The sequence below is a fragment of the Limosilactobacillus reuteri genome (assembly GCF_034259105.1).
GTDB classification, from domain to species: Bacteria; Bacillota; Bacilli; order Lactobacillales; family Lactobacillaceae; genus Limosilactobacillus; species Limosilactobacillus reuteri_G.
In genome coordinates this window covers 871136-892504 of sequence record NZ_CP139478.1, presented here as the reverse complement: position 1 = coordinate 892504, position 21369 = coordinate 871136, and the positions used below count along the sequence as shown (strand labels likewise).

At 38.2% G+C, this 21369-nt stretch carries 20 protein-coding genes; 5 read left to right on the top strand and 15 right to left on the bottom strand.

The genetic code is table 11. From position 1 onward, the window contains the following. Nucleotides 1-44 precede the first annotated feature (44 nt). The 12 genes from glyS to bsh form a co-directional block, all read right to left on the bottom strand. On the bottom strand, nucleotides 45-2120 hold the full coding sequence (glyS, locus tag SH603_RS05280) for a glycine--tRNA ligase subunit beta (RefSeq protein WP_169471950.1): 2076 nt from the start codon (nucleotides 2118-2120) through the stop codon (nucleotides 45-47). Between the two features lies 1 nt (nucleotide 2121). Then, nucleotides 2122-3108 (bottom strand): glycine--tRNA ligase subunit alpha, encoded by a 987-nt coding sequence (gene glyQ / locus SH603_RS05275; protein ID WP_321534174.1) that lies wholly within the window; start codon nucleotides 3106-3108, stop codon nucleotides 2122-2124. A gap of 260 nt (nucleotides 3109-3368) precedes the next feature. Beyond that, a complete protein-coding gene (gene recO, locus SH603_RS05270) occupies nucleotides 3369-4154 on the bottom strand; it encodes a DNA repair protein RecO (RefSeq protein ID WP_169471949.1) in 786 nt (261 codons plus the stop codon). Between the two features lie 15 nt (nucleotides 4155-4169). Beyond that, a complete protein-coding gene (gene era, locus SH603_RS05265; RefSeq protein ID WP_321534173.1) occupies nucleotides 4170-5075 on the bottom strand; it encodes a GTPase Era in 906 nt (301 codons plus the stop codon). 11 nt (nucleotides 5076-5086) lie between these two features. Then, nucleotides 5087-5482, bottom strand: a complete 396-nt coding sequence (locus SH603_RS05260) for a diacylglycerol kinase family protein (protein ID WP_003671074.1) — start codon at nucleotides 5480-5482, stop codon at nucleotides 5087-5089. Continuing rightward, nucleotides 5466-5945 (bottom strand): rRNA maturation RNase YbeY, encoded by a 480-nt coding sequence (ybeY, locus tag SH603_RS05255; RefSeq protein WP_169472534.1) that lies wholly within the window; start codon nucleotides 5943-5945, stop codon nucleotides 5466-5468. The genes SH603_RS05260 and ybeY overlap by 17 nt, the downstream gene beginning before the upstream one ends. Continuing rightward, complete coding sequence (locus SH603_RS05250; RefSeq protein WP_169477574.1) at nucleotides 5945-6952, bottom strand: PhoH family protein; 1008 nt, start codon at nucleotides 6950-6952, stop codon at nucleotides 5945-5947. The genes ybeY and SH603_RS05250 overlap by 1 nt, the downstream gene beginning before the upstream one ends. A gap of 99 nt (nucleotides 6953-7051) precedes the next feature. Then, on the bottom strand, nucleotides 7052-8023 hold the full coding sequence (locus tag SH603_RS05245) for a biotin--[acetyl-CoA-carboxylase] ligase (RefSeq protein WP_169472536.1): 972 nt from the start codon (nucleotides 8021-8023) through the stop codon (nucleotides 7052-7054). A gap of 13 nt (nucleotides 8024-8036) precedes the next feature. Beyond that, complete coding sequence (locus SH603_RS05240) at nucleotides 8037-8600, bottom strand: biotin transporter BioY (RefSeq protein WP_169477572.1); 564 nt, start codon at nucleotides 8598-8600, stop codon at nucleotides 8037-8039. A 142-nt stretch (nucleotides 8601-8742) separates the two neighbouring features. Further along, complete coding sequence (argH, locus tag SH603_RS05235) at nucleotides 8743-10128, bottom strand: argininosuccinate lyase (protein WP_169471944.1); 1386 nt, start codon at nucleotides 10126-10128, stop codon at nucleotides 8743-8745. Further along, nucleotides 10118-11350: an argininosuccinate synthase gene (locus SH603_RS05230; RefSeq protein ID WP_035152705.1), complete on the bottom strand. Its 1233-nt coding sequence runs from the start codon at nucleotides 11348-11350 to the stop codon at nucleotides 10118-10120. Before SH603_RS05230 ends, argH begins: the two co-directional genes overlap by 11 nt. A gap of 159 nt (nucleotides 11351-11509) precedes the next feature. Beyond that, nucleotides 11510-12487 (bottom strand): choloylglycine hydrolase, encoded by a 978-nt coding sequence (bsh, locus tag SH603_RS05225; protein WP_169472538.1) that lies wholly within the window; start codon nucleotides 12485-12487, stop codon nucleotides 11510-11512. Nucleotides 12488-12606: 119 nt separating this feature from the next. Here bsh and SH603_RS05220 point away from each other — a divergent pair, with 119 nt between their 5' ends. After that, nucleotides 12607-13575 carry an IS30 family transposase gene (locus SH603_RS05220; protein WP_003668074.1) on the top strand — a complete coding sequence of 323 codons (969 nt, stop codon included), beginning with the start codon at nucleotides 12607-12609 and terminating at the stop codon, nucleotides 13573-13575. Between the two features lie 97 nt (nucleotides 13576-13672). Here SH603_RS05220 and SH603_RS05215 read toward each other — a convergent pair whose 3' ends face one another. Beyond that, nucleotides 13673-14119 carry a GatB/YqeY domain-containing protein gene (locus tag SH603_RS05215; RefSeq protein ID WP_065867793.1) on the bottom strand — a complete coding sequence of 149 codons (447 nt, stop codon included), beginning with the start codon at nucleotides 14117-14119 and terminating at the stop codon, nucleotides 13673-13675. Between the two features lie 61 nt (nucleotides 14120-14180). Further along, the gene (gene rpsU / locus SH603_RS05210; RefSeq protein ID WP_003665847.1) at nucleotides 14181-14372 is read right to left on the bottom strand and encodes a 30S ribosomal protein S21; all 192 of its coding nucleotides are present in this window, start codon (nucleotides 14370-14372) and stop codon (nucleotides 14181-14183) included. 300 nt (nucleotides 14373-14672) lie between these two features. Here rpsU and SH603_RS05205 point away from each other — a divergent pair, with 300 nt between their 5' ends. Then, nucleotides 14673-16184: an ABC transporter substrate-binding protein/permease gene (locus SH603_RS05205; protein WP_321534172.1), complete on the top strand. Its 1512-nt coding sequence runs from the start codon at nucleotides 14673-14675 to the stop codon at nucleotides 16182-16184. Next, complete coding sequence (locus SH603_RS05200; protein WP_321534171.1) at nucleotides 16174-16914, top strand: amino acid ABC transporter ATP-binding protein; 741 nt, start codon at nucleotides 16174-16176, stop codon at nucleotides 16912-16914. Before SH603_RS05205 ends, SH603_RS05200 begins: the two co-directional genes overlap by 11 nt. Before the next feature lie 60 nt (nucleotides 16915-16974). On the opposite strand, the gene aspS is transcribed toward SH603_RS05200, so the two are convergent. Further along, nucleotides 16975-18777 (bottom strand): aspartate--tRNA ligase, encoded by a 1803-nt coding sequence (gene aspS, locus SH603_RS05195; RefSeq protein ID WP_321534170.1) that lies wholly within the window; start codon nucleotides 18775-18777, stop codon nucleotides 16975-16977. A 381-nt stretch (nucleotides 18778-19158) separates the two neighbouring features. Between aspS and SH603_RS05190 the strand changes: the two genes are divergently transcribed. Beyond that, a complete protein-coding gene (locus SH603_RS05190; RefSeq protein WP_169470845.1) occupies nucleotides 19159-20007 on the top strand; it encodes a fructosamine kinase family protein in 849 nt (282 codons plus the stop codon). A gap of 186 nt (nucleotides 20008-20193) precedes the next feature. Beyond that, nucleotides 20194-21324, top strand: a complete 1131-nt coding sequence (locus tag SH603_RS05185) for an IS30 family transposase (protein ID WP_013923736.1) — start codon at nucleotides 20194-20196, stop codon at nucleotides 21322-21324. Nucleotides 21325-21369 lie beyond the last annotated feature (45 nt).

Below are 21369 nucleotides of genomic sequence, written 5' to 3'. Positions count from 1 at the left end.
GTATCTATAATACCACAAGTTAGCAGCAATACAATTAAAACGTCTTATTTTACAATCAAGTTATCCAAGTTACCAATTAATGATGCTTGATTAGCCAAAATACTTAATTGGGCCAAACGATTATTACGAATATCTTCATTCTTATCCATAATCATATTTTCATCAAAATATTCACTAATTATTGGTGTTAAAGTCCGTAAGGCTGCAAAGTTTTCACTTACTGTCTGTTGATTTTCCTTAATCAATTTTAAAACAGCAGTATGCATCTTAGCCTCAGATGGGTTCTCAAATAAATTAGGATCTACTACAAGCTCACTAACTGGACGTTTATCCTTCTTTGCAATCCGTAATACCCGGGTAAGAGCTTCAATATCTTCTTTAAAGTTATCATCATCCTTATGATCGTCGATAGTTTGAATAGCTTCAAGGATATTAGCAATATCATTTTGACGAGTATCGGTAGCTGCATCAATGATATCATGACGAACCTTTTGACCATGAAATAATTGCTTAATCCGGTCCAAGAAGAATGAACGGACTTCATCACTATTTTTATTCAAATCAAAGGAAACATTGATTTCAGCGTTTTCAAAGGCAGGGGCAATTTCTGATTGAATACTTAATAATGGAAGGTTCCAACCACGATCGGCGATGATCCGGACAATTCCAAATGCCTGCCGACGTAAAGCATAAGGGTCATTTGAACCGCTTGGAATCATATCAACTGCAAAGAAGCTCATGATACTGTCAAGTTTATCGGCAATTGCTAAGACCGCTCCAATCTTAGTTTGTGGCAATTCTCCTTCTGCAGAGATTGGCATGTAGTGTTCACGAATAGCTGTGGCAGCATCATCTTTTTCACCGAATAGCTTAGCATAAATTTCACCCATAATTCCTTGCAACTCAGCGAATTCACCCACCATTTGCGTAGTAAGGTCAAATTTATAAATATGTGCTGCTCGATCAAGGTCTGCTAGTTCTTCATCTGAAAGATTTAGTTGCTTACCGAGAACATTCGCAATCACTGCGACCCGCTGCATTTTGTCATACATTGAACTAATCTTATCATGGAAGCTAACTTTCTTAAGCCGTTCCACATATTCATCAATTGTCAACTTCTGGTCTTCTTGATAGAAGAATTGAGCATCTTCAAGACGAGGAACAAGAACCCGTTCATTTCCTTTAATAACATTATCAAGGTAGTCTGTGTTACCGTTGCGAACAGAAATAAAGTGCGATAAGAGGTTACCATCTTTATCCCGTACACAGAAGAATCGTTGATTATCCTTCATGGAAGTAATTAGGACCGGGTCAGGTAATGCTAAGTACTTCTCATCAAAAGATCCAGCAAAGGCAGTTGGCCATTCAACTAGGTTATTGACTTCTTCTAGTAAGTCCTCATCCCAATCAACTTGCCAGTTGTTCTCATTAATAATCTTAGTAATTTGATCCTTAATTAAATTCTTTCGCTTTGTTTGATCAGCAATAACGAAATCATTATTTAAGGTTTCCTCATAATCATCAGCCTTAGCAATTTCAACTGGATGACCTAAGAACCGGTGACCTTGTGTTTCTCGACCAGCTTCAACGTCTAAAATATTAAATGGAACGACTTCATCATTTAATAATGAAACTAGCCACCGAATCGGACGAATAAATTGTAAGTTATTGTAGCCCCACTTCATCAAGGTTGGGAATGTCATCGAAGTAATAACTGCTGGTAATCCTTGAAGAACTTCAGCAACAGTTTTTCCAGCAATATGCTTTTCAACAAAAACATATTCAACGCCTTTTACTTCTTTGAATTCAATATCTTCAACAGAGGCACCTTGTCCCCGGGTAAAACCAATTGCAGCTTTGGTCCAATTACCATCAGCATCTTGCGCAATCTTTTTTGCAGGACCCTTAACTGATTCATCAATATCAGGTTGCTTATCACTTAAGCCATGGATTAGTAATGCCATCCGTCGTGGAGTAGCGAATTCTTGAATATCATCAAAAGTAATCCGTTGTTCTTTAAGGTACTTTTCTACTCGTTCGTGTAACTGTTTAATACTTGGTGTTACAACGTGAGCAGGCATTTCTTCAACACCGACTTCTAATAAGTATGTATTTGCCATCTTACTTTTCCCCCTTTTGTGCTTTCTTAGCTGCTTGCTTTGCGGCCCGTTCCTTTGCTTTTTCCGCTTTTTTTGTATATTCTTCAACTGTCTTTTGGCGAACTGCTTCGTCATGAATCAGTGGGAAGCCACGTTTACGCCGCTCTTCAACAAAGGCTTTTGCAATTGATTTTGCCATAATTCGAATACGGTGAAGATAACCAGCACGTTCGGTAACCGAAACAGCACCACGCGCATCTAGCAAGTTAAAGGTATGACTACACTTTAAAACATAATCATAAGCTGGGTGAACTAATCCAAGCTTAATTAAACGTTTAGCTTCTTTTTCGTAATCATTAAAGGCTAGCAGAAGCATATCTTGGTTACTTTCTTCAAACGCATACTTAGAATGTTCATATTCAGGTTCTTGGAAGATATCACCATACAGAACACCATCCGCCCACTCTAAGTCATAAACTGAGTCAACGTTTTGAATATATTCAGCCAACCGTTCAAGTCCATAAGTAACTTCGGCGGCCACTGGGCTCATTGGCAATTCTCCAACGACTTGGAAGTAAGTAAATTGAGTAACTTCCATTCCATCAAGCCAAACTTCCCAACCAACACCGGCACAGCCCATTGAAGGGTTTTCCCAGTTATCTTCAACAAACCGGATATCATGCTCTAAAGGATCAATTCCTAACTTTTTCAAACTTCCTAAGTATAATTCTTGAATATTATCAGGAGAAGGCTTCATTAATACCTGGAATTGGTGGTGTTGGTAAAGCCGGTTTGGGTTTTCACCATAACGACCATCAGCAGGCCGCCGTGAAGGTTCAACATAAGCCACATTCCATGGTTCAGGACCAATTGCCCGCAAGAAAGTGTAAGGACTCATTGTCCCCGCACCCTTTTCGTTATCATAAGCCTGCATTAACATACAGCCTTGATCTGCCCAATATTGTTCCAATGTAAAGATAATATCTTGCACGGTTAATTTTTTCGTCATACTTTACTTCTCCTTTCAATGAAAAGGTCCCTACAGTATCAAATAATTGATACTGTAGGGACGAAGTTAATCGCGGTTCCACCCTACTTTTTTACATCTCTGTAAAACAGCTTAGTTTAAGCGGCTGTTAGAGTGCCAAGGATAAATAAACTACAAGGCTTGCACTATCCCCTGATCGCTGATTTGGTTTATCCATAATCTCTGTCATTGCCAATATTCAATTAAACACGCTCTTATAATAGAAAAATATTTTACAAATGTCAATCGTTCATTGATAACTTTCCGATATTTTGTTCCCACTTATTCATTTGTCTAATGAACCGTTTTGCCTTCAAGTTTAGTCCAACCTCGTTATCATAAAGAGTATCCAAGACTTGTCGGAGGCGTCGTTTAGTAGCTGGATTAATCCGAATAGAATTCAATTTCTGCAAGTTAATTGTGGCAAACTGTTGGAGATAATAAACAGTTTTACGGTCAAGGTGAAGACGATGTTCATCAAGTGACCAGTGATTCTGACAAAGCATCCCTCCATATTGTTCAGAGAAGTCTAAAGCCAGATCATTGCGACCACAAACAACACACCGATCCCAAATTGGTGCTACACCAAAAGCAACTAACAGCTGTGTTTCAATAATATTTGTAATTATTTGCTCATCTAATCCTTTTTCGATTAAGTCTAAGGCTGCAGCAACTTGATTAAACCAACCACCAATGCTTCGACCGTCATTAAAAGCATTGTCAACTAATGCCAAAATATACGTAACATATGCATTTTTGCTAATGTCACTTGCAATATTCTTGTATTGGCTAGTATCACTTGCTGTATTAATAAAGCTTAAGCCATTTTCATCAAGCGAGCCAATGTATGTACCATGGGTGAATGGCAGGATATCAGCAGTCATCCGAAAGCCACGTTTTTTAGCATTTTTTACAAAAAACATTGCCGGCCCAATCTTATCAGTGAGCATTTTTACTAATAGGTCGCGTTCACGATAATCCTGTCGGTACATAATGATCCCAGTAAATTGTGTGGTTACGCGTGCCATGTAACCATCATCCTTTTAATAGTCTTTATTCCGATAACCATAGTCTTTTAGCATTGCAGACTTATCACGCCAGTCAGGAACAACTTTTACCCATAGTTGAAGAAATACTTTGTCACCAAGTAATCTTTCAATATCTTGCCGGGCCATTGTCCCAATCTTTTTCAGCATTTTTCCACCCTTACCAATAATAATTCCCTTTTGGCCCGGGCGTTCAACAATAATATTGGCTGAGATATGAATATGGTTTTCATCCTCACGCTTTATCGATGTTACATCAACAGCTACTGAATGCGGCACTTCTTGTCTCGTCAGCAAAAAGACCTTTTCACGGATCATTTCTGCAATTACAAAACGTTCAGGGTGGTCACTTACTTGATCGGCTGGGTAGTATTGCGGACCATTGGGAAGAACCTTAATAATATCATTGATTAAGTTATTCACATTATTTCCCTGCAAAGCCGAAATTGGTACAATTCCCTTAAATGGAAGGGTATCTTTATACTGATCAACAATTTCAGGCAGATCATTGGGATTGATTTGATCGATCTTATTAACAACTAAAAAGATTGGCTGATTAACTTTCTTTAAGCGTTCAATAATAAAGTCATCACCAGGGCCGCGCTTCTCAGTCGCACTAACAACAAATAAGACAGCATCCACTTCATCTAATGCTGACATTGCTGATTTTTCCATGAAATCACCTAATTTAGTAGATGGTTTATGAATTCCTGGCGTATCAATAAAAATAATCTGTGCTTCTGGGCTTGTATAAATTCCTTGAATCTTATTACGCGTTGTCTGTGCAACATTACTCATAATTGCTACCTTTTGACCGACAACATAATTCAATAAAGTTGATTTTCCAACATTTGGGCGCCCAATAATTGCCACAAAGCCAGACTTATAATTTGGATTATCCATATTAAAACTTCCTATCTAATAATTGCTAATATACGGGGAATAAAAATAATTAGACCCACCAAGACCGAAAATATCGCTGAAATCAGTACGCCACCAGCGGCAACATCTTTAGCTTTTTTTACATTTAATTCATAATGGTGATCAACAATCAAATCTGTAACAGCTTCGGTAACCGTATTAAGAAATTCAGATGTAAAAACAACAAAGATTGCTAATAAAATCCATAACCATTCCATTGCTGAAATCTGCAATAAGGCCGACATAATAATAGCCAAGCAGGCAGCTAAAAGATGATACCGCATATTACGCTCTTCACGTAATACTTGGATAATTCCATCGATTGCGTGACGCATTGCTTGAATTAAGTGATGATTTTTCTCAGTTTGATGTTTATCGCGTGAGTCCATAACCGTCTAGTATCTCCCGTTGTAATTTAAACATTTTTTCTTCATCTGCCGGCTGTTCATGATCATATCCATTTAAGTGAAGAAAACCATGAACAGCTAAAAATCCTAACTCTCGATCAACTGAATGGCCCAAAAACTTTGCTTGTTCTGCTACCTTATCGATGGAAATAAATAAGTCACCAAGATTAACAGGGATTTCAGCGGCCATTTCAGGATCCATAATAATTGGTGTTTCATCTCCCTCTTCTTCTGCGGCAAAACTTAAAACATCAGTTGCCCGGTCAACATTACGATACTGGGCATTTAATTTTTTTATCTCTGGATTATTTACAAACGTTAAAGACATTTCTGTATTTTCTGATAAGGAAAGTTCTTTAGCAGCATACTGTAATAAGTCCCTAACCATCGCCAATTGTTCATTTGGAAGCTGTGCTGTTGTTTGATCGAAAATTTCCAAGTCCATCATTTTTCCTCTTTTGTCTCTTTATCTTTTTCTGCTAATCGCTTTGATGTCTGGTCCTCGTAAGCAGTAATAATCCGTGCTACAACTGGGTGACGAACAACATCTTCTGCACTAAATTTAACAAACTTAATTGACTTAATATTATTCAAAATTCGTTGCGCGTTTACAAGACCACTACGCGTCCCATGTGGAAGGTCAATTTGTGAAACATCCCCATTAATAACCATTTTTGAACCAAAGCCTAAACGGGTAAGGAACATCTTCATTTGGGCATTAGTCGTATTTTGGGCTTCATCTAAAATTACAAATGCTCCATCAAGAGTTCGTCCACGCATATAAGCAAGAGGGGCAATTTCGATAATCCCCCGATCGATTAACCGTTGCGTATGATCAGCTCCAAAAATATCATTCAAGGCATCATAAATTGGTCGTAAATAAGGATCTACTTTTTCACGAAGGTCACCAGGTAAGAATCCTAGACTTTCACCAGCTTCAACTGCTGGTCGCGTCAAGATAATTCGTTCCACTTCGCCACGCTTTAAGGATGCCACGGCCATTGCGACTGCTAGGTAAGTTTTCCCTGTTCCGGCAGGGCCAATCCCAAACGTAATATCATTATGCTTCATCGCGTTAACATACTGCCGCTGACCAAAATTTTTTACCCGAATGGCTCTTCCCCGGCGGTCCTTAATAATCGTTTCACTGTAGAGGTCAGCAAAATATTCCAGTGTTCCACGATGTGCCATCTTCATCGCACTAACAATATCTGTACTATGGATGCGGATCCCTTGATTTAGCAACGAAATAAGGGCACGAAATACATCGATCGTAAGTTTAACGTCTTCTTCTTGTCCCCTTACTTTAAGATTTTCACCGAATGGTCGGATTTCAACATCCATTCCTTGTTCAATCAGGCTTACAAACTTATCCTGTGTTCCTAGTAAGCCAACTTCTATTTCTGGACTTTCAATTTGAAAAGTTTGTTCAATCGTTTTTTGTTCTCCCACCTATACAATCTCCTTTAATTTAGCAGACTTTATTTAATGATAATTGTATCATAGATCACTTTTAACCTCACCACTGCAAGCTTTTCTAAGGGATCTAAGTTATTTTTCAAAATTAACTTTAACTACTTCCCCACTATTAAAAGTTTTCGTTTTTCCGTCTACCAGGCGAATTGTTAACGCACCATCATTTTCTATTTTTTTAGCAGTTCCAGCAATAACCTCACCATTTACTAACAAGTTCACCTTCTGTCCTAAAATCATTGAGTCTTGGCGATATTGCTCAAGATACTGAGGATTATCATAGTCTGAATAATTATTAGCAATCGTCTCAATAAGACGGCTGACTAAAAGATTACGATCTGCTGGTGCTATTCCTGTCGCTTTATTTTTAAGGCCCAGCGGAAATTCTTTTGTAGTTATATTCAAACCAATTCCTACCACTAAGGATGCCGTTGTTCTTGATTCAAGGTCTACTACTGCCTCAGTCAAAATTCCACCGACTTTTTTATGGTTTAAATAAATATCGTTGACCCATTTGTACCGAAAGTCTTGAGCAGGGAAAAATTGTTTAAGAACTTCCCCAATTAAAACTGCAAAGGTCGTTGTCATTAACCCAGCTTGTAGTGGTCTGTCTGTTGGGCTAGGCAGAATCATACTAAAGTACAAGCCAGTTGCTGCCGGAGAGTAAAAGGACCGTCCCTGTCTTCCATAGCCAGCAGTTTGATGATCAGCGATAAATACCGTTGGCGCACTAACTAGGTGGTGACTCAAAAAAGCTTTCGCGATGCTTTGAGTTGAGCTAACCTGATTTTCAACGTAAAGACGATTCTTAAAGTGATTATGAGTATAAAAATCAATAATATCAGCACTCAACCTTGAATTTCCGTTAAAACGGTATCCAAGGTTTCTACGACTTTCAATATTATTTCCGTTTTTTCGTAAACCGTTGATGGCCTTCCAAACAGATTCACGACTAATATTAAATCGCTTTGCTAAATCATTTCCAGAAATCCATGAATCTGGTGCTGAAAGTAATTGCCATAAAATTTTCTGTGCCGTCGAATGAACCATTCTAACCATCTCCTTAACAAAAAACCTTAATGTGTCGTAAACGGCGAGTAATTGAGACAGCAATAAGTGCTTTGATTGTATCGCCAAAAACAAATAAAACATTGGAAGCCAAGGCAGAAATAAGCGTGGTATGTAATTGATTAGCTAACCAGATTACGCCGACTCCTTCCACAAAGATTACACCCCATAGCCAAACAATTAGGAATTCAGTTATCCCCTGTGTCATCCCATAATGCCAACTTAATTTTAGACTAAAACCAATCAACAATGGGACAAATAACCAAGCAAAAATATATCCGCCAGTTGGGCCTAATATTGTCACCATTCCACCGCGTCCACCAGAAAGCACTGGCAATCCAAGCACAACTAAAAACAAGAAGAGCCATACAGCAAATGTTCCTAATCTTGGTCCAAGTAATTCTCCAGCAATTATTATTCCCATGTTTTGTAGAACAATCGGCACCGGAATAACCCCCACCGGAATTCCCGGGACTGCTCCTAAAATAACAATAATTGCAATCATCATGGCAACGACAGTCATTTCATAAATTGATAAACTTATCTTTTCCCTAATCATTATCGTAAATCCTTTATTTTTGCATTAATTATATTCAATAGTAAACCCCGATTCAATATAAGGGTTACTATTGAGCAAAAAAATTGAGGCTAATCACTTTCGATAGCCTCTTTTTACGAATATTGTTACGATATCGTGGAAATTATTTACCTTCTAAAATTTTCTTAGCATCTCTAATTTGTTGACGAACTTGATCAAAACCAGTTCCACCATAAGAATTCCGCCGTTCAACCGCGACTTTAGGTTGTAAGCAGGTATAAACATCTTCTTCAATTTTGGGCGAAATCTTTTTATATTCGTCTAATGGAATATCAACAAGATTTGTCCCTGTCTTAAGTCCCTTCAATACTAGTTCACCGACAATCTCATGCGCTTCTCTAAATGGAATTCCTTTAGTAGCGAGATAATCTGCTAATTCAGTGGCATTAGAAAAGTCATGATGAGTTGCATGCTCCATGGCTTCTTTCTTTACTTGAAGGGTGGCAATCATCCCGGTCATGATCTTGATACTTGGAAGAATCGTCTTCACCGCGTCGAATAAGCCTTCCTTATCTTCTTGCATATCCTTGTTATAAGCAAGCGGAAGTCCCTTCATTGTCGTTAATAAGCCAAAAAGATCACCATAAACTCGCCCAACTTTACCACGAATCAATTCTGCCATATCAGGGTTCTTCTTTTGGGGCATAATCGAACTACCAGTCGAATATGAATCTGCCAATTCTAAATAGCCAAATTCATAACTACACCAATAAATCAGTTCTTCACATAACCGTGACAAGTGCATCATCAAAATACTTGCGTTACTTAAAAATTCAAGGGCAAAATCCCGATCAGAAACGGCGTCCAGTGAATTATGGTATGGTTCAGCAAAACCTAAATACTTTGCACTTAATTGGCGATCAATTGGGAAAGTGGTCCCAGCTAAAGCAGCCGCTCCTAGGGGTGATAAATCCGTGTGCTGCTGGTTAAATTCAAAACGTTCAACATCTCGCTGAAACATTTGGAAATAAGCCATGAGATAGTGCCCATACGAAATTGGCTGAGCATGTTGCATATGAGTGTACCCTGGCATAATCGTTTCAACATTTTCTGCTGCTTTATCTACTAATTCTGCCTGTAAGTTTTTCAATTCATTAATGATAATGGGCAACCGCTTCTTTACATATAAATGAAGGTCAGTTGCAACTTGATCATTTCTGCTCCGCCCAGTATGAAGCTTACCAGCAACGGGGCCAATTTCTTCTGTCAGCAATGCCTCAATATTCATATGAATGTCTTCATTGTCAATCGAAAATGGGAGTCCTTCACTAGTTAATCGCTCACGTAACTTCTTAAGTCCAGCAATAATCTTATCAGCATCATCTGCTGATAAAATTTGTGTTTCTTTCAGCATTTTTACATGGGCTAATGAACCTTCAATGTCTTCTTGAGCCATTTCTTGATCAAAACTGATTGACGCATTAAATTGGTTAACTAGTTGGTCACCGGCTTCTTCAAACCGGCCACCCCACATTCTCTTAATAGGCATCGCTTGTATTCTCCTTTACTTTCTTTTTATTTTTGTTTTGTACTTGAGCATAGACCTTATCTGGTAATTCCCAAAGTTTAATAAAGCCAGTAGCAGCTTCTTGGTCAAATTCATCAGCAGAAGTGTAAGTTGCCAAGTTCTTATCATAAAGTGAATTTGGTGATTTCCGACCTTCACAAATTACATTTCCCTTAAACAATTTAACCCTTACCACTCCATTAACAACCGCTTGTGATTCATCAATAAAAGCAACTAAAGATTTCATTAATGGTGAATACCAAAGCCCATTATAAATAATTTCACTCATCTTTTGTTCAATTAATGGTTTAAAGTGCGCTACTTCCCGTTCTTGGGTCAGGTCTTCCAAGTCTTTATGGGCTGCCAATAAAACAGTTGCAGCTGGGCATTCATAAATTTCCCGTGACTTAATACCAACAAGCCGGTTTTCAACGTGATCAATCCGACCAATCCCATGACTACCAGCTAATTTGTCCAGTTTCATAATTAACTGGTCAAGCGGCATTTCTTCACCATCAATTGCTGTAGGAACCCCTTCATTAAAGGTAATTTCAATTGTGGTTGGGGTATCAGGGGCTTCTTCAATTGAAACTGTCCGATCATATGCATCAGCAGGTGCCGCAGCCCATGGATCTTCAAGAATTCCACATTCATTTGCCCGGCCCCATAAGTTCTCATCAATGGAATAAGGACTAGCCTTTGTGATTGGAACAGGAATGCCATTATCCTTAGCGTATTGAATTTCTTCTTCCCGTGACCAGTGCCAATCCCGAATTGGATCTTCAATCTTCATATCTGGTGCTAAAGCATGAATACCTGCTTCAAACCGAACCTGATCATTTCCCTTTCCAGTACAACCATGGGCAATAGCAGTCGCACCGTATTGATTAGCAACTGCAACTAGTTTTTGAACGATTAAGGGACGAGAAAGTGCTGAAACTAATGGGTACTTTTGCTCATACATTGCATGGGCTTGAAGAGCTGGTAATACAAATTGTTCAGCAAAGTCACGCTTGGCATCAATCACTACTGACTTCCACGCACCAACTTGGAGACCCTTTTCCTTAATCGCTTCAAGGTCTTTTCCTTCACCCACATCAATACAACATGCAATTACGTCATACCCCTTATTTTTGAGCCACGCAATTGCAACTGAAGTATCTAAACCACCAGAGTAAGCTAAAACAATTTTTTCTTTTGACATAATCTCGTCCTCCATCTCATTTGAAATTCGTTGTTTATAAATATACGATTATTATGAATAAAAATCAATAGTTTTAGCATATTTTTTCAAAAAAACTCTTTTTATGCATAAAATATAAGTTATTCATGCATAAAAAGAGTTTAGAGATAGAATAATTATTTAATTTTGTTGGTTAATAATTTGTTTATTTTGAACTGAATAGGTAATTAATTCTGATGCTTCAAGGTCTTCCTTATGCATATCAACTGCATTAATTTGACTGTTTTCGTAAGTCTTGTAGTAAAAAATGCCCTTCTTTAGGTTTGAACCATCAGAGTAGATCGTATATTCAAAAGTATCCGGTGCTACTTCATCCAAACCCTTTTGTTGTTCGACAGATTGAAGAATGTGGAAATAGTTGGTAATATTCTCAACTTCAGAATTACCAACTGGGGCATGCATCTTAGTGAAAGTAGCCTTAACAAAACGACTTTCAGAATCCATTCCTCCCGGGAGAAAATGGGTCCCTAAGCCCCGGCTATAAACTGGTAGGTCGACATTAGGTGCAAATACGTTAGCCGGATTAGCAGGTGCAACACTACGATAGTTACTAAGATTTAATAATTGACGAGGAAACTCCGGATTATTTGTCAAAACACCAACTGGGTTATCATAAACATTCAATCCTTTTGCGGTGGATTCAACAGTCACAGAAGCACCCGTTTTATCAGCAATAATCCAGTGTAGCGGTGCAGCTTGGAGTTTATCAGAAAAATTAATATTAGCAATGTTTGCATTTGAAAGTAACTTCTTCGCTTCAGCAACTGAGGAAGCAGCCGCAAGAATATAAGGAACTAATTCAAATGATGCAATATTATCTTTTCCTTCTTGGACTGGGAAATAATGAGCTGGACCATCAAAATTAAGGCCTGCCATTCCAACACCCTTTTCATTTACCCCATCAAAATATAATGGATAATCATCGCGAACAATCGACATTCCAATAATTGCATAATGGTGTTCAAGGTTTGGTATTTCCCGAAATTCTAAAGTCTTATTACGTGGGGTGATCACTACTTCTTGACCAAGGTTGACTTCCAAATCAAGGTTACGGCCAAAGTAATAATCACCTGCTGTATAAATTACTGATGTGCACATATTTTTCTTTTGAATATACCTTAATTCTAGTCGTCGTTTGTAAAATTAAGTTAGAAAAAGTAAAAAGCCATTTGTGATAGACTTTTGAATATCCCTAATCAAAAGAAAGGCAATCACAAATGACCTATAAACATCTTACCACACGTGAATTAACTCTCATAGCTGATTTTTGGTATCAAGGTACTAAAGCTTATCGGGCTGCTAAATTACTTCAGCGTAGTCAAGAAACCATCTATCGTGTTTATCGTTTCCTCAACGACGGTAAAACCATCGACCAATATCTTCAGACTTATCAGCGACATAAGCGTCGTTGTGGTCGGAAGCAGACCCAACTGCCAACTATCGAAGTTAACTATATCCATGCGCAAATCAAGGCAGGTTGGACTCCTGATACTATTATTGGTCGTCATGAACACCCAATTAGCTGCAGTATGCGCACCCTTTATCGCATGTTTGCCCGCAATCAGTATGGCTTTTCCGTTAAACAGCTACCGATGAAAGGAAAACGCCATCCCAATGGCTATGTGGAACATCGTGGTAAAGCTGGCCAATTAGGACGCAGTATCTATCAACGATATCGTGATTTTCCGCATTACCAACATGAATTTGGGCACTTTGAAGCTGATACAGTTCAAGGTAAAGCTCACCGCGGAGCGGTAATGACGCTAGTAGAGCGACAATCCAAAGTAATGATTGTCCTTAATATTCATCATAAAACAGACGAAGCAGTGAATTGCCAGCTTGATCAATGGCTCGCTAAACTGCCACGTCACTTTGTTAAATCAATTACTTTTGATAACGGGAAAGAATTTGCTGGATGGCGAGAAATAGCCAATAAGTATGATCTTCACACCTATTTTGCGGAAGTCGGTGCTCCCAATCAACGAGGGTTAAACGAAAATAATAACGGCCTCTTGCGTCGTGATGGTCTTAGTAAAAAGCTAGATTTTCGCGATTTACCAGACGAACTAGTCACTCAGCTAATGCATCGTCGCAACAATATCCCACGAAAATCTCTTAATTATCGTACACCATTAGAAGTATTCTTGAGTCATGTCACAGAAGAACAACTTTCACCTTTTTTCTAATTTAAATTGACATTTCAGGATAAAAAGTAAAAATGTACAGTAAAAAAAGAAAGTATGAAGAAACTTTATCCCCATACTTTCTTTTTTACAGCTGATATTACTTACTCAATTGTTCTTTTACAACCTGGTTAACTAATTTTCCATCTGCTTGACCTTGAACTTTGGGCATAACTGCCCCCATTACTTGTCCGAAGTTCTTCATACTAGAAGCATTAAGCTCATCAATTACTTCCTTAACAATCTTAGTAACTTCATCTTTTGATAACTGCTTTGGCATATATTTTTCAACAATTGCTAATTCATTTTTAGCTTGGTTGATTAGATCTTCTCGTCCAGCTTTTTCAAATTCTTCAAGCGATTCTTTACGCTGTTTATATTCACGTGCCATTACCGCAATTTCTTCATTAGCGCTCAAATCGTGGCCAAGTTCAATTTGTTCATTTTGAACTGCTGCTTTAAGCATCCGGACAACGTTTAATGTTTCCTTATCACGATTCTTCATTGCTGATACCATATCTGACGTTAATTGTTGTAGTAAGCTCATTATTTATCTTTCCTTTCATATAAAAAAGCTCTCACCAGGCAACAGGTGAGAGCACACATTTTTAGTAACGACGACCGCGCTTATTCTTACGCTTCCGTGCCGCTTCAGATTTCAACTTGCGTTTTACACTTGGCTTTTCGTAAAATTCACGTTTACGATATTCTTGCAATGTTCCGTTACGTGAAACTGAACGTTTAAAGCGTCGAAGAGCGTCGTCTAAAGATTCATTCTTACGAACGACTGTTTTTGACATGTTGATCCCTCCCTCCGAGCTTAAAGTTACGTATCGAGGTAGCAGGCATACTGCTTCCTTTTCACTACAAAAATTATTTTACCCAACATGGCCTACCCTGTCAACATTACTTTTAAATAAAAATTTAAATTTCTTATCCACCTATTCTTTGACTACTCCATAAGCTAAGTAAACGCTTTTAATCATTATACAAATATATGAATATTTATTCTATTTATAGATTTTATATTGCATAAATAAACATTTAAGTGTATATTTAGTAACAATTTAATTTTACTATTCTCAAAGGAGTTATTAACTATGAAAGGTTTTAAACATTTATTACTGCTAACGGTAATTGCGTTTCCGATATTATGTACACCTATTACTGCATTAGCTGCTAACGAGAGCAGTTCAACTAGCTCTTCATCAGCCAATAATCCATCGCAAGTCGCTAGTAATGATTCAGTGCAAAAGATTAAACAAAAAGGAACATTGGTTGTGGGAATGAGTGCTGATTATCCACCCTACGAATTCACAACCAAAGAAAATGGAAAAACTAAATATGTCGGTTTTGAGGTTTCCCTTGCTAAACAATTTGCTAAAGACTTGGGAGTAAAACTAGTTATTAAAAACATGGACTTTGACTCACTTCTAGTTGCGCTGGAAACAGGTAAAATTGATGCTATTATTTCGGGAATGAACGTTACAGCTGAACGAAAAAAGAGCGTTGACTTCTCAAATACATATTATTCCGGCGATAGTTACTTCTTAATTAATAAAGGAGATAAAGATAAGCTAGTTAATGTCAAAAGTTTTAATGGGAAAAATGTGGGAGCACAAAACGGTACACTCCAATCAACCCTGATTTCAAAGGAAATGCCTAAAGCAAACGGCAAAGGGCTTGCTAAACTTTCTTCCTTAGTCATTGGACTTCAATCTCATAAATATGATGGGATTTTAATGGATGCTGCTACTGCTAAAGCCTATGCTGCCAACAATTCAAATCTTTATGCCTTTAATTCGAAATTGCCAAATACTGCTGGCGGAATTGCCATGGCCTTTCCTAAAGGTGATACCTCGTTAGTCAATGCCGCCAACCAGACAATTAAAAAAGTTAATAAAGAACAACTAATTAATAAAAAATGGATTCCTGAAGCCTCACAATACATGAAGAGCTATAAAAAACAAAATACTGTTCTTAGCTATTGGCGTTACTTTGCTAAAGGGATTAAATATACATTAATCATTACAGTTGTCTCTGTTATTTTTGGTTTCCTATTAGGAACTCTCTTTGCACTAATGCGGCTTTCAAAGAACAAATTCTTACATTCAATTGCTGTTTGCTACATTGAATTTCTTCGGGGTACGCCAATGATGGTTCAAATCATGTTTGTTTACTTTGGGATTGGCGCAATTATTCAATCACTTCCGGCCCTCCTCGCTGGGATTATTGCCGTTTCACTAAATTCCGGTGCCTACGTTGCTGAAATTATTCGTTCTGGGATCCAATCCATTCCACTTGGACAAACAGAAGCTGCTCGAAGCTTGGGGATGAGTAAAAGCAAAACATTCAGATATGTGATTATGCCCCAAGCACTTAAAAATATTTGGCCAGCATTAGGAAATGAGCTTATTACTTTATTAAAAGATAGTTCATTAGTTTCTGTGATTGGTGTTTCCGAATTGATGTATCAAACACAATTAGTGCAATCAGCAACTTATAAAGGAGTTTTACCTCTATTCATCACAATGATCATCTACTTTATCCTCACATTTACACTATCCAGGATTTTGCTTTACTTTGAAGGGAGAATGAAACATGCCCACTAAAATGATTGAAATTAAAAACTTACAGAAAAAATTCAAAAATAATATTGTCTTAAAAGATATTTCCGAACATGTTGATAAGGGCCAAGTAGTTTGTGTGATTGGCCCTTCAGGAGCAGGTAAAAGTACTTTTCTCCGTTGCTTAAATGCACTCGAACAACCAACAAGCGGACAAGTTCTTTTTGAAGGACAGAATATGATTGGCTTAAGTGATAAAAAACTCGACCAATTGCGAGAAAAGATGGGAATGGTTTTTCAAAGCTTCAATCTTTTTCCTAATATGACAGTCCTTAAAAATATCACAATTGCACCAGTTAAAGTTAAAAATATCAATGAAAAAGAAGCAACTAAAACTGCGATGGAACTACTAGAAAAAGTTGGTTTAAGCGATAAGGCTCAACAATATCCGAATCAACTGTCAGGAGGGCAAAAACAACGGGTTGCAATTGCCCGGGCCCTTGCGATGAGTCCAGCAGTAATGCTCTTTGACGAACCAACGAGTGCCCTTGATCCTGAAATGGTTGATGAGGTACTAAAAGTAATGCGCGATTTAGCTGAATCGGGAATGACAATGGTGGTTGTTACTCATGAGATGGGGTTTGCTCGTGAAGTAGCAGACCAAATCTGGTTCATGGCAGATGGGTATATTCAGGAAACTGGAGATCCAGAGGAATTTTTTGCCCACCCTACTAGCCCCCGGGCACAAGACTTTTTGAAGAAGATTTTGAAATAAAATAATCCTCGTGAACAGTACACTTCAAGTACCTTTTCACGAGGATTATTTTTGTTTTATTTATTGTTCATCTGGATCTTGATCGAGCTTGTAATCAATTTTTTCATCAAATTCAATTTTAAGATCATCAAGTTGTTGTTCACTAACTTTGCCTGGAGCTGCCGTTAATGGTTCAACTGCCTTCGAGTTCTTAGGGAATGGAATAACATCCCGAATACTATCAGCTTGAGCTAGTAACATAACCCATCGGTCCAAACCAAAGGCAAGTCCTCCCTCAGGTGGCATTCCCATTGTTAAGGCCTTAAGTAAGAATCCAAAGCGAGCTTCTGCACGTTCCTTTGTATATCCAAGAGCTTTGAGAACTTTTTCTTGAATCTTTGGATCGTGGATACGAATTGATCCCCCACCGATCTCGTTACCATTCAAGATAATATCGTAACTTTGAGCATGAGCTTTATGAGGATCTTCCCCATCTTCAAGATAATGTAAGTCTTCTTCATTTAGCATCGTAAATGGGTGGTGAGCGGCAATCCACTTTCCAAAGCCTTCATCATATTCAAACATTGGCCAATTAACAACCCATAAGTAGTTCCATTGGTCAGGCTTAATCATATCTAGCTCTTCAGCGATTGCCCGACGAAGGTAGCCAAGTGAATCTGATACAACGTGGAAACTACCAGCAACAAAGAGGATTAAGTCCCCTTCTTTGGCATCCATTTCTTTATTGATTTGGGCAACTTGATCATTTAAGAACTTAGCAACTGGACCATTGTAACCATCAGCAGTTACCTTAACCCATGCAAGGCCCTTTGCACCAAAACGCTTAATGTATTCTTCATACTTAGAAATATCTTTTCGGGAATACTTGTCTGCTCCACCAGGAACGCGAATTGCACGAACATAATTACCATCAGCAACAGTATTGGCAAAGACCTTAAATGAACTATCCTTTACAATATCAGAAAGGTCATGAATCAACATCCCAAAACGGGTATCAGGCTTATCGGAACCGTACTTGTCCATGGCTTCTTGCCATTCCATCCGTGGAAATGGGGTCTTAACATCTACCCCCACGATTCCCTTCATTACCCGCTTAATTAAACCTTCTGTAACTGTTTGGATATCTTCAGGAGTTGCAAAACTCATTTCAGTATCAATTTGCGTAAATTCTGGTTGACGGTCACCACGAAGGTCTTCATCCCGGAAACAACGTGCCAATTGATAATACTTATCAACTCCGGCTGCCATTAACAATTGCTTAAATAATTGTGGTGATTGTGGTAAAGCATAGAAATGACCAGGGTAAACACGTGATGGAACAATATAGTCACGTGCTCCTTCTGGTGTTGACCGTGTTAAATCAGGGGTTTCAACATCCATAAACCCTTCATTATCATAGTAATTGTGCACAATTGAAGCAACCTTACTCCGCAACTTCAAATTACGCATCATTTCTGGCCGCCGTAAATCAAGGTAACGGTACTTCATTCGTAAGTCTTCAGAAGCATCAACACCATCAGTAATGTCAAATGGTGTTGTTTCTGATTTTGCTAATACCTTAACCTTATCAACAGCTACTTCGACTTTTCCAGTCTTCATATCTGGATTAATTTCTTTTTCTGCCCGTAATTGAACTTTTCCTTGAACCTCAAGAACATATTGGTTACGAACCGCATTTGCAATTTCAAATGCTTCTGGATTTTCCTTTTCGTTGAATACTAGTTGAACAATTCCTTCCCGATCCCATAAATCAATAAAGATAAGTCCACCTAGGTTACGACGCTTAGCTACCCAACCCTTTAAGACAACTTCTTGTCCAACTTGCTGTTCATTTGTATCCCCAGCATAATTCGTTCTCTTCATTCTCCGCTTACCTCTTTCAATTTTTAATAACAGTTTAAATAAAAAGCACCCTTGAAATTACAAGGGTGCAAATGCACGGTACCACCTTGGTATCACTCAAAAATAACGCCTAAACGACGGAGCATATCGCCCAGCTTCAAAAGGGTCAATCGAGACTGAAATATTTGGAGCTCTCACCTTTCTCCAATCGCTGATAATTTCAAGTACCCGAGCATTCTTTATCAACAGCTATTAATATCTTTAATTTACATTTTTACCTTACTCGATACCCTCATAAATGTCAATACTAAGGTTAATTGGTGCCTTATAAATCAACTTTATTTAACAACACTTGTCTAAAAATGGTATAAATAAAGTAATTTAATAAAGGAGGAACATCAATTGGAAAGTCCAAATACAGCATGGTTTAAGCGCCTTCCATTAAAAAATCTCACTTCTGTTAAACCAGTCAGTGGTGGTGATATTAATTTAGCATATCAAGCCACAACTACTGATGGAAATAGGTACTTTATAAAGGTTCAACCTAACCATTCACAAGATTATTTTAATCATGAAATTAATGGTCTCAAAGCTATCGGTAAGGTCATTAATACCCCAACCCCGCTTTACCATGGTGAAATCGACGGGAATGCCTATTTAATTTTAAACTGGCTTGATGAGACTTGGGGTAATCAAGCTGACCTGGGATTAGCCGTTGCCAAAATGCACCAACAGCATAATGATGAATTCGGCTTTATGGACAATCATCAAACCAAGGCCCTCGTAAAAGACAATTCTTGGAACTCAAGCTGGCTTGATTTTTATATTAATCAGCGACTAGAGCCAGAAGTAAAAGTGGCAAGCCAACGTGGACGATGGAATAAATGGCGGCAAGAACATTACCAACAAATGGTTAATAAATTTACTGATTACTACCAACACCATGAAGTTATCCCTAGTCTTCTTCATGGTGATTTATGGGCCGGCAACTTCTTATTTGCTGGCGATCATAAACCATACTTAATCGATCCAGATGCATTATTTGGGGATCGTGAATTTGATTTAGCCATGACAACTGTTTTTGGCGGTTTCGATAATAGTTTTTACCAGGCATATAGCAGCATCTTTCCATTTGATGATCAGCTAGATGAACGTCTTTCATGGTATCGTTTCTATTACCTATGCATGCATTTAATCTTATTTGGCGAAAGCTATGGTGGGGCAGTCGATCAAATTTTAAGTCAATACTAAATGAGGCTGGGAGAAAACTGGCTTTACAATTTTAAGTACTGATGGATTTAACATCAGGGCTTTATTTGTTGGTGGATTATAGAATGAAGTTAGCCACCCAGTTGGTGGTAAATAAAAAACGCCATTCGGCGTGACATCAGGTATCATATTAAGTGAACCAAACCTATATGAAAGGATGTCCGTCAAATGACGCACTTAAATGATACCATGTCTACTAGTTTATTGACTACTCATAAAAAGAATGCTCATCTTACTAAAGAAGAACGTGTGATGATTGCGACTTTAAAGTCGCAAGGACTTTCCAATCGCGCAATTGGTCGCCAATTAGGAGTTAATCATCAAACAATTAATAACGAGCTCAACCGTGGTACGGTCCGCCAACTTCGTCGTCAAAAATCTAATGGTAAGATTTACGAATATTCTTACTACATCTATAGTTATGAAGCTGGTCAGGCCACATATCTTGAACATCACCGCCATTCTGGTCGTCGTCGCTTATATTATTCTTCAAAGCAATTTTTACGATTAGCTGATCAGCTAATGCTTGGTGAGTTTGACGACCACCATTACTCCCCACAAGCGGTTATTTATAAGGCTCGAGATTTAATGAATGATGGCACCCTGATCCCAAAGTCGGTTGTAACTTTATATCAATGGATTAATGAGGGTGTGCTTCGTACGTCCAATTTAGACCTCTTTGAAAAACCTAAACGTAAGCATCATCGAACTCATCCGCAAGCTAAAAGGTGCTTAGGGCCTAATATTGCTCAACGACCTCAAACTGCGGACCAACGGTCCGAAATTGGCCATTGGGAACTAGATACAGTTCAGGGACAGAAAAACGGTAATGACAGTGTTGTACTAGTAATGACTGATCGCCTTTCACGAGTTAATATCACGAGTAAAATTGCTGGTAAAACTGCGCATGCAGTAAATCAGTTCTTTATAAATTTACGCCAGAAAATGGGCACAGATGCTTACTATCGCATCTTTAAGACAATAACCTCTGACAACGGTTCAGAATTTAGTGAGTTAACACAAGTTCACGATCATGTTTTCTATGCTGATCCGTATTCCCCTTGGGAACGTGGATCCAATGAGATCAATAACCGGTTTCTCCGCAAGGAGATTACCAAAGGTGAAGCTATAAATAACTATAGTAGTGCTCAGATCATAGCGACTAATGATTGGATGAATCACTATCCACGAGCTATGTTTAATGGACATTCGTCAATGGATATCTATCGTAAGGCCTTCTACCAAGAGATATCACAGCTCCATCAACCAATAATCAATTGGTCAGTATTATTTATTTGAGTCCAGTGGCTAACTTATTCTTGAAATTTAGGGGCTTTATTTGTT